We start from the raw sequence: 13,662 nt of genomic DNA on the forward strand, positions 1-13,662 counted from the left end.
CTACGAAGCCGTTACCACAAAAATGGATATGTACCCAAAGCCAGAGGTACCATAACGCCCTTAGGCGCACCCAATTCGCTCCCCCCTGCCAACTATAAGCCCCGCCCATGCCCTTCGAACTCAGCGTTGACCTGACCACCCTCGCCATCCTGGCCGTCGTAGCCTTCATCGCCGGTTTCATCGACGCCATCGCCGGCGGCGGCGGCCTGCTCACCACGCCGGCCCTGCTCACCGCCGGCATGCCCCCGCACCTGGTGCTGGGCACCAACAAACTCAGCTCCACCTTCGGTTCCGCCACCGCCAGCCTCACCTTCTACCGGCGCAAGCTGTTCCACCCGCGCCAATGGGTGCACGCCATCGTCGGCACGCTGATCGGCGCCCTCGCCGGTGCAATAGTCGCCCACTACCTGCCCGCCGAAACCCTGAACAAAATGCTCCCGGTGATCGTGTTCGCCTGCGGTGTGTATTTGCTCTTCGGCGGCACGCCCAAGGCGCCGCTGGACGCCGACGCACCGATCAAGAAGAAATGGCAATCCACCCAAGGCTTCGGCCTGGGTTTCTACGATGGCGTGGCCGGCCCCGGCACCGGCGCGTTCTGGACGGTCAGCACCATGCTGCTGCACCCCATCGACCTGGTCAAAGCCAGCGGTGTGGCGCGCAGCATGAACTTCGTCAGCAACGCGGCGGCGCTGTCGGTGTTTATCTTCAATGGCTCGGTAGACTGGATCGTCGGCCTGGCGATGGGCTTCTCGGTCATGTGTGGCGCGTTCTTTGGCGCGCGCAGCGCGATCAGCGGCGGCGCCAAATTCATTCGCCCGGTGTTTATCACCGTGGTCCTCGGCCTGACCGTGCGCCTAGCCTGGCAACACTGGTTCAGCGTGGCCTAAACGACGGGCCAAGTAGAGGTCAATCAAGTAGCGCGCAATCGAGCGTGACGCCGGCAACGGCGGCAGTTCGTGGATGTTGAACCACTGCGCGTCTTCGATCTCATCGGCCTGGGGCACGATGTCGCCACCGGCGTATTCGGCGTGAAAGCCGAGCATCATCGAATGCGGGAACGGCCAGCACTGGCTGCCCATGTACTGGATGTTCTTGACCTCCACCTGCACTTCTTCGCGCACTTCGCGGATCAGGCAGTCTTCGGCCGACTCACCCGGCTCGGCAAACCCGGCCAAGGTGCTGTAGACGCCGGTGACAAAACGCGGCGAGCGCGCCAGCAGAATCTCATCGCCACGGGTCACCAGCACGATCATGCTCGGCGAAATGCGTGGGTAGCTGCGCAGGTCGCAGGCCTGGCAATACATCGCGCGCTCGCGTGGCACCTGGGCCATGGCCTGGCCGCAACTGCCGCAAAACCGGTGCTCGCGCGCCCAGGTGCCAATCTGCGCCGCGTAACCGAGCACTTTGTACAGCGTGTGGTCGCCTTGCAGCATGAAGCCGCGCAAGCCCTGCCAGCTGCAGCCGGGTACTTCACTCGCCGAGTTGAGTTCCAGCAGGTACACCGGCTCGCCGTCGAGGTGGCCGATGCCATGTTCGGCAAACACAGACAGGTCCTGGCGCTTAAGCCATTCGCGCGGGAACAGCGGGCCGTTGGTGTCATGCAAAAAGCCTTCGCGGCTGCGGGCTACGGCCCAGCCGCCAGGGGCGTCGTTGTCCAGCAGCGTTGTGGTAATCCAGCCTGGGGTCATATCAGTCAATCCACGAATTCGGGTTTCTGCTTACTCATATGGGCCGCGATGGCCACGCGCAGATCGTTGGATTGCAACATAGCCGAGTTCCAGGTGGCAACGTATTCCAAACCATCATTGACCGTGTGGTCACGCATGTAGCTGATCATGGCCTTGGTGCCGGTCACGGCAATCGGCGACTTGGCGGCAATTTGCTCGGCAATTTCCATGACGCCGGCCAACAGGCTTTCATAGTCCGCATACACACGATTGACCAGGCCGATGCTGCGCGCTTCTTCGGCGCCGAATTGGCGGCCAGTGTAGGCCAGTTCACGTAGCATGCCGTCGCCGACAATCCGCGGCAGGCGCTGCAAGGTGCCGACGTCGGCGGCCATGCCGATATCGATTTCCTTGATGGAAAATTGCGCGTCTTCAGCCGCGTAGCGCATGTCACAGGCGCTGATCAGGTCGATGGCGCCGCCGATGCAATAGCCGTGGATCGCCGCCAGTACCGGTTTGCGGCAGTTGTCGACGGCGTTGAACGAGGCTTGCAGCTCGAGGATCTTGCGCCGCAGCAGGCGCGCGTTGCGGCCCACGTCCTTGCCGAACGCGTTGGCCACCGAGGCCAGCAGCATCAGGTCGATACCGGAAGAAAAATGCTTGCCCGCACCGCTGAGCACCACAGCGCGCACGGCATCGGTGTCTTCGACCCATTGGAAGATCTCGATGATTTCGGTCCAGAACGCCGCGTTCATCGCGTTGATCTTTTCCGGGCGATTGATCTGCACATGGGCAACGTTGCCGGTGAGTTCGACGACGAAAGCTTGGTATTCGGACATGGCAGTGATCCCTGACTGGCGAGTGATAAGGCCCGAACTATAACAAGGGAGCGCGACGGCGCATCGGCCAAAAACGGGACTGGCAAACGTAATGAAATGTTGTGTGCGCGGGCTTCATGCAGCGCCGATACCTTTCACCCCGCAGGCCCGCGTTATCGGCTATACAGTCAGGGCCCTTGCCTGGAGCCGCCTATGCCGTCCACGGCAGAATTTACCCGTATCGGCCATGACTTTCTGGTGCCGATCATTCTCGCGGTGGTGGGTTCGGTGTGCGTGAGCAAGCGGTGCCAGCACTGGGAAAACACTGGAAAAAAGCCAGCCTAAGCGCCATCCTTCGCGCTTTAAGCCGCCCGCAGCGGCGCTCGACGCTCAAAGGAATTGCCATGCACGCCCAACCCCTCGCCCCCGCCGATTTCGAATTCATCGAAGAAACCCTGCTCAAGTACGGCGACGATCACTCGGTGCTGAACCTGGCCGAACTCGACGGCTACTTCACCGCGCTGGTCTCAAGCCCGGCCCAAGTGGAAGTCGGTGAGTGGTTCCCGGCGATCTGGGGTGGGCAGAACCCGGACTGGGAAAGCGTGGAAGAGGCCCAGCGTTTCCTGGAATTGTGCGTACGCCATATGAATACGCTGGCAGCGCAACTGGCGACCGATGCCCAGGCGTTCAAGGCGCGCTTCGACGAAACCGACCATCAGGGCCAAGCCGTGACGCTCGCTGAGGAGTGGTGCTTTGGTTATATCCGCGGTGCCGCGATCGGCAACTGGCCCGAATTGCCTGCCGAACAGGCCGGGCAACTGGAGAAGATTTCCTGGTGCGCCGAGCAAGACAACTTCGAATTGCCGGCGGACCTGGATGTAAACGCCCATCAACAGCGGGTCAGTGCAATCGAACCGGCTGCGCGGGCGCTACATGATTACTGGTTGGCCCAGCGTTAACAGCGCTTACTTGAAATCCAGGTCAAACGCCTGATAGAACGCGTTGCCGGTGTTGGCCACGATCCACATCAACACCACCACGTGCCGACCTTTCTTGCCCTTGGGCAGCGTCACTTGGTGCTCGACCTTGGCCTTCATTTCATCGGCGTGCTGGTAGTACGGCTCCTGGGTGTAGAAATCCTCAAAGAACGGCTTGGCCTCCAATTGGGCGCGGCTGATGCGCTGCTTGGGGTCCCAGCCGTCTTTGGTGATGAGCCAGCGATAACCACGGGTGACGTGAGCGGCGGTGTATTCCCATTGCACCTTAAACACCTGGCCGGCTTCGACATTCAGCAATGGCCAATTGAACGAGGTGTTGAGCTTTTTACTCATTTCTTCGTCGGTGAAGTTGATGCAGTCGCGGTCATCGGTTTTGCCGCCGCTCAAGATATACCCGTCGGCAGGTGGCGCGACGCTTGGGTCATCAGTTTGGTAAGGCGCAGGGAATGGCCCGGCGGTGAGTGCGGGGAAGTTCTTGCCGCCTTCCATTTCGTTGACTTGCCAGTTGCCCAGCAGCCCACGCTCCACGGCCACCGAGCCACGGCTGGCGGGGGTCACGACACGGCCGTGTCTGAGTTGCGTCTGGGGTTTGTTCATTTCAGTCACTCCTTGATTGAATACGCACCGTCTTGGGGCGTGCATCGAACTTACCTCGCCGGGCGATATTGTCCAGCCGCTGCTTCCCTCAGAAAGTTCGTACATCGGCCAGGTTTCGCGGAGTAAAGGCCTTTGCCCTGCATCGGTAGGGTTGTTTGTCCTACCCAGTGAAGGGCGATACAGCTACAAGCAGTGTCCACACGCGGATCACGCCGCAAATACACGCCGTACAACGATCCCCGCTCGACAAGCGTGGCGTGTTTGGCTGATTATTCGGGTCCGCCCGTCGGCCACTCCACGCCACCTTGCCCTGATCAGGAGCCTTGTACCTTGAGTTCGCAGAAAACCGTGACCGTTACACCGCCCAATTTCCCCCTGAACGGCAAGGTCGCGCCCCCCGGCTCCAAATCCATTACCAACCGCGCCCTGTTGCTGGCGGCCCTGGCCAAGGGCACCAGCCGTCTGAGCGGCGCACTGAAAAGCGATGACACCCGCCACATGTCGGTGGCCCTGCGCCAGATGGGCGTGACCATCGATGAGCCGGACGACACCACCTTCGTCGTCACCGGCTCCGGCAAGCTGCAACTGCCTGCGCAGCCGTTGTTCCTCGGCAATGCCGGCACCGCCATGCGTTTTCTCACCGCTGCCGTAGCGACGGTCGAAGGCACCGTGGTGCTGGACGGCGATGACTACATGCGAAAGCGCCCGATCGGCCCGCTGCTGGCCACCCTTGGCCAGAACGGTATCCGCGTCGACAGCCCCACCGGCTGCCCACCGGTGACCGTGCATGGCGTGGGCAAAGTCCAAGCCAAGCGTTTTGAAATCGATGGTGGCTTGTCCAGCCAGTACGTGTCGGCCCTGCTGATGCTTGCAGCCTGCGGCGAAGCGCCGATTGAAGTGGCGCTGACCGGCAAGGACATCGGCGCCCGTGGCTATGTGGACCTGACTCTGGATTGCATGCGGGCCTTCGGCGCGCAGGTCGAAGTGGTCGACGACACCACCTGGCGCGTGGCCCCGACCGGCTACACCGCCCATGACTACCTGATCGAACCCGACGCCTCCGCGGCCACCTATTTGTGGGCCGCTGAAGTGTTGACCGGCGGGCGCATCGACATCGGCGTCGCCGCGCAAGATTTCACCCAGCCGGACGCCAAGGCCCAAGCCGTGATCGCCCAGTTCCCGAACATGCAGGCCACGGTGGTCGGCTCGCAGATGCAGGACGCGATTCCGACCCTGGCCGTACTCGCCGCCTTCAACAACACCCCAGTGCGATTCACCGAGTTGGCCAACCTGCGCGTGAAGGAATGCGACCGCGTGCAGGCGCTGCACGACGGCCTCAACGAGATCCGCCCGGGCCTGGCGACCATCGAAGGCGATGACCTGCTGGTGGCCAGCGACCCTGCATTGGCCGGTACGTCGTGCAATGCGCTGATCGACACCCACGCTGACCACCGCATCGCCATGTGCTTTGCCCTGGCGGGTTTGAAAGTCGCGGGTATCCGCATTCAGGACCCGGATTGCGTGGCCAAGACCTACCCTGAATACTGGAAGGCCTTGGGCAGTCTTGGGGTCGCGCTGAGCGACTGAAGCAGCCGCGTCGGCATGGGGAGGGAATGCACATGACACTTCGCCAACCCTGCCCACCCGGCGCTTGTGTCTGCGAGCGTGAACAATTGCTGCAGGCACCCGACGCCGACGTGCGCATTCTCAACCTGACGCGCCAGGAGGAGAAAAAGCTGATCGAACGCCTCGAAGACCTCAAGAGCCTGCAAGACCTGGAACACATGCAACAGCGGATGTACGAACTTTTGGGCATCCGCGTGCATGTCGCGCCAGGCCATACCGAAGTCAAAAGCATGCGCGGGATCCAGATCGTCATCGACGACCTGCCCGGCATGTGCCGTAAGACTCGGCAATCCATTCCGGCGGCGATTCGTCGCGGCATGGAGAAACGCCCGGAGATTGCTTACCGGTTGCTGGATGCCCACGATCTGTTTCGCGAAGGTTGAATCAGCCCGCTACAGCCTCGCCCTGAAACAGCCCCTGCCCTACGGCTTTCGCCGTGTGCAAATGCGTTTGGGCGCTACCGCCTTCAGACTCCAACAGCAACTCGGACGTCACCACCTGCGCCCCGCAGTAATCAAAGATCCCGTAGTCGATCTGCGTGCGCATCGCCTTGGCATAGCCGTGGCGATCAAATGCGCCGGCATCCGCCGCGCCGAGCGCCAGCAGGTGCACCTGCAAGTGCCGCAGCTTCTTCACCACCGGCGTATCGGGGCCATAGTCGATGGCCCAGCCGTTGACGAACACGCGGTCGATCCAGCCTTTGAGCACGGCCGGCAGCGACCACCAATAAATCGGGAACGCGAGAACCAAGGCGTCGGCGCGGTCCAGGCGCGCTTGTTCGGCAAGCACGTCGGCAGGCGGGGTGGCACGGCTGCGGTGTACGCGATGGTCGGCGGCGTTGTAGCGCGGGTCGAAACCTTCGGCGGCGAGGTCGGCGATCTCGAAGGTGTGGCCTGAGGCTGTCAGCCCCGCCGCCACCTGTGCGGCGAGGCCGTGGGTGAGCGATTGTGGGTCGTGATGAGCAACAACGATTAGTGCGTGCATGACAAGGACTCCCTTTCGGCTTAGGATAAGCTACTTTTGGTAAGTTACACCGATTAAGTTACTTTTGGTATATAAGCATGTCAAGCACTGAATCCCCTGCCCCACGCCGCCGCCTTACACGCGAGGATCGCCTGCGCCAGTTGCTCGATGTGGCCTGGCAACTGGTGCGCGAGGAAGGCACCGAAGCCCTGACCCTGGGCCGCCTGGCGGAACTGGCGGGCGTTACCAAACCGGTGGTCTATGACCATTTCGTCACCCGCGCGGGGCTGCTCGCCGCGCTGTATGAAGACTTCGACGGGCGCCAGAACCAGGTGTTTGCCGAGGCCCTCGACACCAGCGGCGCGACGCTGGATGAGCGCGCGCAGGTGATCGCCGCGTGTTATGTCGATTGTGTGTTGCTGCAAGGTCGGGAAATTCCGGGGGTGATCGCCGCGCTGAGCAGCTCGCCAGAGCTGGAAACCCTCAAGCGCAAGTACGAGGCGATCTTCCTCGACAAATGCCGCGCTGCCCTGGCGCCGTTCGCGCCGGGCGCCACAGTGTCCCAGGCCGGGTTGCGGGCGATGCTCGGCGCGGCGGAAGCCTTGTCGCAGGCGGCGGCCAGCGGCGAGATCAGCCGTGACGAGGCGCAGCAGGAGTTACTGGCGACGATCCTGGCCATGGTCAATCGCGGGCGTGTTTGAGTAATTTGTGGCGAGCGGGCTTGCCACAACAAGCCCACTCACCACAACAGCCCGATCGCCACTAGCGTTCAGCGATAAACCGCTGAACCTTGCGCGCCAGTTGATCGAGATGCCGATCACGTTGCTTCTCCGCATCCACCATCGCGCGCTTGCCGTGTTTTTGCAGCAGGTACGTGTGAATCTGCCGCACTTCCAGCGAGCTATAGATAGCCGCCACGTCCAGCACGCCCATCAAGCCATCAGTGCCGTAATCGCGGGTGTTCATCAGCACCTGGGTGCCACGCGCGCCGCGTACCTGAAAGCCCATGGCCGCGAACGCCGGGACCTTTTCCACGGCACACGCCAACTCGGCGTGGGGGTAGCGCGCCAGCACGTCCTGCAGCATCGCGCGGGCCACACCCTGGCGCCGCCTACCTGCCTGCACCGCCATGAACGCGATGCCGCAGGCTTGCGGATCATCTTTCACCGGCAGGTACAGGCAAAAGCCAATCACCGTGTCCTCATCCATCGCCACTACCAGCTCAACGGCAATGCCCTTGGCGCCATCCAGCGCCTCCAAGTACAGGTGCACCTCAAAGCCGATGGCGTACTGGTAGATGTTGTAGAGCAAGTTGCTGGGCGCCAGCGCGACGCTGCTGATGTCGGTGAGGTTATCGACCACCAACTGCAGGATCTGACTGTTGATCGGCTCGGGGCACGGCGTGGTATAGCGGGTAAGGCTGAACATGCAAATTCCTGGGGTTTCGCGTCAAGGCAGCGGCGATTGTACCTGTTGCAGCCGCGTTATTGCCCGCACACCTCGCGCAAACAACCGCGCAGCCAGCGGTGGGCCAGGTCGGCGTCCAGGCGCGGGTGCCAGAGCATGGCCACGGTGAACGTCGGTATGGATACCGGCAGTGCAAAGCTGAACAGCCCTTCACGCTGGTTGGCGGTGTAGCGCTCGGGCACGCTGGCGATCAGGTCGGTATCGCGGGCCAGGGCGATGGCGGTGGCAAAGCCGGCGACGAGGGTGCTGATCTCGCGCGTGAGGCCCAAGGCGAGCAAGGCGTCATCAACCTGGCCACGCGCCAGGCCGCGCCGGGAGACATAGACATGCTGCCCCTGGGCAAACCGCTCGGCGCTGACGGCGCCCCGGCTCAAGGGATGGCCGCTGCGCACCACGCCGACCAGGCGATCACGAAACAGCGCCTGGGTCAGCACTTCGGGGCTGGCGCTGGGGTCGACCACGCCGATGGCCACGTCGACGCTGCCTTCGCGCAGCAGCGCGTAGTCGTTGTCGGTCTTATTCACGAAGCGCAGCCGCACGCCGGGCGCCTCGTGGGCGATTCGCGCCAGCAAGGCCGGGCCGAGGTTCTCCACAAACTCCTCGCTGGCACGCAGGGTGAACGTGCGCACAACCTGGCCCATGTCCAGAGATTGCACGGGGCGCAGCACCGCCTGGGCCTCCTGCACCAGCCGGCTGACCTGTTCACGCAGTGCCAATGCACGCGGCGTCGGTACCAGGCCGCGCCCGGCCCGCACCAGCAAGGGGTCGCCGGTGGTCTCGCGCAAGCGTGCAAGTGCCCGGCTCATGGCTGATGGGCTCAGGCGCAGGCGCTGGGCGGCACGCGCGACGCTGCCTTCGGTCAGCAACACATCCAGGGTGATCAGCAAGTTGAGATCGGGCATGGGCAATCCTCATAAAGCGTTTGATGCACGTATAGGCTGCAAACCCTGCGCCTTCCGCCATAGTAGGCGAGGACGTAGATTGGCGACAGCTGCGTTCACTCAAGGAATCGCCCCATGCACACCTCATCAAAAGGCCGACTTATCAGCCTGTCCCTGTCCATGCTGCTGGCCGCCCTCGGCACCAGCATTGCCAATGTCGGCCTGCCCAGCCTGGCGCAGGCGTTTGATGCCTCGTTTCACGCGGTGCAGTGGGTGGTGCTGGCGTACTTGCTGGCGATCACGGCGGTGATTGTCAGTGCAGGCAGCCTGGGCGACCGTCTGGGGCGGCGCCGATTGTTGCTCGCCGGGTTGCTGCTGTTCGCCGTGGCCTGCGCGCTGTGCGGCGCCGCACCTTCACTGCAATGGCTCGTTGCCGCGCGCGTCCTGCAAGGGCTGGGCGCAGCGAGCATGATGGCGATGACTTTAGGCTTGGTCGGCGACACCGTGCCCGCGCAACGCACCGGGCGTGTGATGGGCCTGCTCGGCACGATGTCGGCGGTGGGCACCGCCATGGGCCCCAGCGTCGGCGGCGTGCTGCTCAGCCTGTGGGGCTGGCGCGCGTTGTTTCTAGTGGGCGCGCCTCTGGGTTTGTTGGCCGCCACCCTCGCCTGGCGGTATTTGCCGGCAGATCAGCAAGGCCGCACGTCGGCCTCGGGCAATGCATTCTGGCTGCCGTTGAAAGACCCAGCCTTGCGCGCAGGCCTGGCGATGAGCACCTTGGTATCGGCAGTAATCATGACCACCTTCGTGGTCGGCCCGTTCTATCTTTCCCGGGGCCTGGAGCTTGAGGCGGCGTGGATGGGCCTGGCGATGGCCGTCGGGCCGTGCGTTTCAGCGGCCACCGGTGTGCCGGCCGGCCACCTCACCGAGCGCCTGGGCAGCCAGCGCATGACGCTCGCGGGGTTGGGCCTCATGGCCGTCGGCGCCCTGGCGCTGTCGCTGGTCAGCGCCCTGGTGGCGTACCTTGCCGCGCTGGTGCTGCTGACGATGGGCTACAGCCTGTTCCAGGCCGCCAACAACACGGCGGTCATGAGCGATGTCGACGCGTCACGCCGGGGCACGATCTCCGGCCTGTTGAACCTGTCGCGCAACCTGGGCCTGATTTTCGGTGCCTCGGCCCTGGGCGCTGTGTTTGCCTGGGCCAGCCCCGATGTCACCCGCGCAGCGGCGCAAACCGTGGCTAATGGCCTGCACGTGACCTTCGCCGCAGCACTGGCCCTGATCATCGCCGCCAGCACCTTTGCCTGGCGCCGCCACAGCGCCGAGAACGGCGCGCAGAACACCCGTTGAGGCAAAAAAACAAAAAAGGCGTTGCGCCAGACCGGGTTACATCGCGCATCATGGGCACTTTCAAGCTCAAGGGTAATGTCCATGCGCGTGCTGTCATTGATGATGGGTCTTACGACGCTGGCCGCCAGTTTGGCGTTCTGCGCCAGCGCGATGGCGAATGAAGAAAGTCAGTTGGTGCAACAGATCAATCAGTACCGCAGCCAGGTGCAGCGCTGCGGTAACCAGGGTTCCCAGGAACTGCCACCGTTGGCCAACGACACGCGGCTGGTGCTGCCGGCCACCAATGTCGGCGACTTGCAGCAAGCGCTGGCGCGGGCCGCGTACCCGATGGTGAATGTGCAAGCCATCAGCCTGTCCGGCCCCAAAAATGCCGAGGCGGCGATGAAGGCCGTGCGCGAAAGTTTCTGCCGCGTAGTGCTCGACCCGCAATTTGTCGACATCGGCGTAAGCAACAGCGGCCAGGATTGGCGCATCGTGCTCGCGCGCCCGTTGTTGACCAGCGGCCTGGGCGACTGGCAGACCGAAGGCAAGCAACTGCTGAACCTGATCAACACCGCGCGCGCGCAACCGCGCCAGTGCGGCACCCAGGCGTTTACCGCGACCACGCCGGTGTCGTGGAACGATGAGCTGGCCAATGCCGCCAACAGCCACACACGCAACATGGCCAACGGCAACTTCTTCGACCACCTCGACCACGATGGCCGCACCCCGGGCGACCGCGCGGAGCTGGCCGGCTACATCGCAAAAAACATCGGTGAAAACATCGCCGCCGGCCTCGACACCCCGCGCAAAGTGGTGGACGGCTGGCTCGCCAGCCCCGGCCATTGCGCCAACTTGATGAACCCGCAATTTCGCGAGTTGGGCGCAGCCTATGCCATGGACCCGAAGAGTGACGCGGGGATTTATTGGACCGGTTTATTCGGCGCGCAGTAGGGCGTGAGCAGGCGCCGAACTCCGCCGAGCGCAATCTATCCAAACGGAGGGAGAATCAAATTGCCATCTAGGCGATAATTGCGCTGAACTGGCAGCGGTCAACCGGGTCAGTAGCTTGATACCTGAGGCATTCAGGCACGCTAAAGACTCTGGAAAACAAGGTGTTCACCCAATGATGAATTGGCTGCAAAGCAGCAGCGACATGGCCGAGCGAGTTCGCCAGCATGATTGGGCAAGTACGCCATTAGGTCCATTGGAACAATGGCCTGATGTACTCAAAACCACCGTTGCGCTGTGTTTTGCCTCAAGCTTCCCCCAGTCCATCAGTTGGGGCCCGCACCTGATCACGCTCTACAATGATGCGTTTATCCCTATTCTGGGCGATAAGCCCTACGCATTGGGGCGTGCTTTCAGCGACACCTGGCGTGAAGTCTGGGACGAAGTGAGCCACTTCGCCAATGCTGCCTTTCAAGGCAATGCGACCTACGTAGAAAACTACCCGCTGGTGATTGAGCGTGGCAATGGCCCGGAGCAAGCGTACTTTACGTTTTGCTACAGCCCTGTGCGCGACCCGCAAGGCACGGTCGTCGGCATGCTCAATACGGTCACAGAAACCACCGCCACGGTCTTTCTCGCCCGTCGCCTGGCCGTACTGGATGCCATTGGTAGCGCGGTGGCCAACGCCACCGACGCCGAATCCATCATGACCACCACCACGCGCCTGTTGGCCGAACACCTGCATGTGTCCAATTGCGCCTATGCCGATATGGACGCCGATGAAGACGGCTTCACCATTCGCGGTAATTGGGCGGCGCCCGGCTCGCCAAGTATCGTCGGGCGGTACAGCCTGGCCTCGTTCGGCGCACACGCGATAAAACAGCTCAACGCCGGTGAAGCGCTGGTGATTGGCGACAACCGCGTGGAGTGCACGCCCGAGGAGTCCGCCTGCTACCAGACCTTGGGCGTCACGGCGACGGCGTGTTTCCCGCTGATCAAAGACGGGCGCCTGACCGCCCTGATGGCCGTGCATCACAAGTTCGCGCGCGTCTGGTCGCCCTATGACTTGGCCCTGGTGAGGGAAGTCACCGAGCGCTCCTGGGCGCATATCGAACGGGTGCGCGCCGACGCCGCCGTACGCGAGGGCCTGGCGGCCATTACCGAGCTGAACGCCACCCTGGAGCAGCGCGTCGAAGAACGCACCAGCGCCCTGACCCAGGCCGAAGCGGCGCTGCATCAGTCGCAAAAGCTCGAAGCCATCGGCCAGTTGACCGGCGGCGTGGCCCACGACTTCAACAACCTGCTGACGATCATTCGCTCCTCGGTGGACTTCCTGCGCCAGCCCGGGCTGTCCGAAGAGCGGCGCCAACGCTACATGGGCGCCGTCTCGGACACCGTCGAGCGCGCCAGCAAGCTCACCAGCCAGTTGCTCGCCTTCGCCCGCCGCCAACCGCTGAACCCGGAAGTGTTCGATGTGTGCCTGCGGGTCAAGAACATCGGCGAAATGCTCGAAAGCGTGACCGGTGCGCGTATCCATGTGCAGACTCAATTGCCCGGCCAGCCTTGCTATGTGCGCGTCGACCCCAGCCAGTTTGAAACCGCGCTGATCAACATCGCGCTCAACGCCCGCGATGCCATGGAGGGCCGAGGCACCCTGACACTGCGCGTGGCAACGCTGGCGGCGCTGCCGCGTATCCGGGGCGATGCCGAAGCCCATCAGCCGTTTGTGGCGATTGCGCTGGCGGACACCGGCAGCGGGATTCCCGGCGACACCGTCGAGCGCATTTTCGAGCCGTTCTTTACCACCAAGGCCGTGGGCAAAGGCACGGGCCTGGGCTTGTCGCAAGTGTTCGGGTTTGCCAAGCAGTCCGGCGGCAATGTCGATGTAGCCAGCCACTTGGGCCAGGGCAGTGTGTTTACCCTGTACCTGCCTGAAGCGGAACCGGCGGCGGAGCAACCCAGCCTGGCGCAGGAAGACTGCAACCCAACCCACGACACGGCAATGCACCATATTCTGATCGTGGAAGACAACCTGGAAGTCGGCCGTTTCGCCAATCAGATCCTGCAGGACCTCGGCTACCAGACCACCTGGGCCACCGATGCCGAACAGGCATTGGCGCTGGCCGGGCCCGACGGGATGGCGTTCGACGCGATTTTCTCGGATGTGGTGATGCCGGGCATGACCGGCGTGGCGATGGCCAAGCTGCTGCGCCAGAGGCGGCCGGACTTGCCGATAGTGCTGACCTCGGGCTACAGCGAAGAGCTGGCCGACAGTGGCTACGAAGGCGTCGAGTTCCTGGCCAAGCCCTACTCCGCCGACCAAGTGGCCCGTGCGCTGGCCAAATCGATGCAACGCGACTGAGCC

General features: G+C 63.2%; 15 protein-coding genes. 9 read left to right on the forward strand and 6 right to left on the reverse strand.

Features of this window, described 5'->3' with window-relative positions; translation table 11 throughout:
* Window positions 1-107: 107 nt before the first annotated feature.
* Window positions 108-887 (forward strand): TSUP family transporter, encoded by a 780-nt coding sequence (locus tag ACI77I_RS27205; protein ID WP_242155916.1) that lies wholly within the window; start codon window positions 108-110, stop codon window positions 885-887.
* Here the strand turns inward: ACI77I_RS27205 and nudC are convergent.
* Complete coding sequence (gene nudC, locus ACI77I_RS27210) at window positions 855-1,688, reverse strand: NAD(+) diphosphatase (RefSeq protein ID WP_094952356.1); 834 nt, start codon at window positions 1,686-1,688, stop codon at window positions 855-857. The two genes, ACI77I_RS27205 and nudC, sit on opposite strands and share 33 nt — an antisense overlap.
* 5 nt (window positions 1,689-1,693) lie before the next feature.
* The gene (locus ACI77I_RS27215) at window positions 1,694-2,506 is read right to left on the reverse strand and encodes a crotonase/enoyl-CoA hydratase family protein (protein ID WP_242155915.1); all 813 of its coding nucleotides are present in this window, start codon (window positions 2,504-2,506) and stop codon (window positions 1,694-1,696) included.
* A 192-nt stretch (window positions 2,507-2,698) separates the two neighbouring features.
* Here ACI77I_RS27215 and ACI77I_RS27220 point away from each other — a divergent pair, with 192 nt between their 5' ends.
* Both ACI77I_RS27220 and ACI77I_RS27225 read left to right on the forward strand, forming a co-directional pair.
* Entirely contained in the window at window positions 2,699-2,830 is a 132-nt protein-coding gene (locus ACI77I_RS27220; RefSeq protein ID WP_256589287.1) for a hypothetical protein, read from the forward strand.
* A 59-nt stretch (window positions 2,831-2,889) separates the two neighbouring features.
* On the forward strand, window positions 2,890-3,444 hold the full coding sequence (locus tag ACI77I_RS27225) for a UPF0149 family protein (protein WP_094952354.1): 555 nt from the start codon (window positions 2,890-2,892) through the stop codon (window positions 3,442-3,444).
* A gap of 6 nt (window positions 3,445-3,450) precedes the next feature.
* Here ACI77I_RS27225 and ACI77I_RS27230 read toward each other — a convergent pair whose 3' ends face one another.
* Complete coding sequence (locus ACI77I_RS27230; RefSeq protein WP_083358232.1) at window positions 3,451-4,080, reverse strand: lytic polysaccharide monooxygenase auxiliary activity family 9 protein; 630 nt, start codon at window positions 4,078-4,080, stop codon at window positions 3,451-3,453.
* Window positions 4,081-4,410: 330 nt separating this feature from the next.
* On the opposite strand from ACI77I_RS27230, the gene ACI77I_RS27235 reads away from it, so the two are divergent.
* Window positions 4,411-5,667, forward strand: a complete 1,257-nt coding sequence (locus ACI77I_RS27235; RefSeq protein WP_406999294.1) for a 3-phosphoshikimate 1-carboxyvinyltransferase — start codon at window positions 4,411-4,413, stop codon at window positions 5,665-5,667.
* A gap of 32 nt (window positions 5,668-5,699) precedes the next feature.
* Window positions 5,700-6,089 (forward strand): hypothetical protein, encoded by a 390-nt coding sequence (locus ACI77I_RS27240; RefSeq protein ID WP_094952352.1) that lies wholly within the window; start codon window positions 5,700-5,702, stop codon window positions 6,087-6,089.
* A 1-nt stretch (window position 6,090) separates the two neighbouring features.
* Here the strand turns inward: ACI77I_RS27240 and ACI77I_RS27245 are convergent, their stop codons facing one another.
* Entirely contained in the window at window positions 6,091-6,690 is a 600-nt protein-coding gene (locus tag ACI77I_RS27245) for an NAD(P)H-dependent oxidoreductase (RefSeq protein WP_094952351.1), read from the reverse strand.
* Window positions 6,691-6,767: 77 nt separating this feature from the next.
* On the opposite strand from ACI77I_RS27245, the gene ACI77I_RS27250 reads away from it, so the two are divergent.
* Complete coding sequence (locus ACI77I_RS27250) at window positions 6,768-7,370, forward strand: TetR/AcrR family transcriptional regulator (RefSeq protein WP_094952350.1); 603 nt, start codon at window positions 6,768-6,770, stop codon at window positions 7,368-7,370.
* Window positions 7,371-7,431: 61 nt separating this feature from the next.
* Here ACI77I_RS27250 and ACI77I_RS27255 read toward each other — a convergent pair whose 3' ends face one another.
* The gene (locus tag ACI77I_RS27255; protein WP_094952349.1) at window positions 7,432-8,097 is read right to left on the reverse strand and encodes a GNAT family N-acetyltransferase; all 666 of its coding nucleotides are present in this window, start codon (window positions 8,095-8,097) and stop codon (window positions 7,432-7,434) included.
* Window positions 8,098-8,153: 56 nt separating this feature from the next.
* Window positions 8,154-9,038, reverse strand: a complete 885-nt coding sequence (locus tag ACI77I_RS27260; RefSeq protein WP_406999297.1) for a LysR family transcriptional regulator — start codon at window positions 9,036-9,038, stop codon at window positions 8,154-8,156.
* Between the two features lie 114 nt (window positions 9,039-9,152).
* Between ACI77I_RS27260 and ACI77I_RS27265 the strand changes: the two genes are divergently transcribed.
* The 3 genes from ACI77I_RS27265 (at window position 9,153) to ACI77I_RS27275 (ending at window position 13,659) form a co-directional block, all read left to right on the forward strand.
* A complete protein-coding gene (locus ACI77I_RS27265) occupies window positions 9,153-10,367 on the forward strand; it encodes an MFS transporter (protein ID WP_406999299.1) in 1,215 nt (404 codons plus the stop codon).
* 81 nt (window positions 10,368-10,448) lie between these two features.
* On the forward strand, window positions 10,449-11,300 hold the full coding sequence (locus tag ACI77I_RS27270; RefSeq protein WP_094952346.1) for a CAP domain-containing protein: 852 nt from the start codon (window positions 10,449-10,451) through the stop codon (window positions 11,298-11,300).
* Between the two features lie 172 nt (window positions 11,301-11,472).
* On the forward strand, window positions 11,473-13,659 hold the full coding sequence (locus tag ACI77I_RS27275; protein WP_406999301.1) for a response regulator: 2,187 nt from the start codon (window positions 11,473-11,475) through the stop codon (window positions 13,657-13,659).
* The last annotated feature ends 3 nt before the right edge of the window (window positions 13,660-13,662 follow it).

Origin of the sequence: Pseudomonas sp. D47, assembly GCF_045447305.1 — a bacterium.
Taxonomy (GTDB): Bacteria; Pseudomonadota; Gammaproteobacteria; order Pseudomonadales; family Pseudomonadaceae; genus Aquipseudomonas.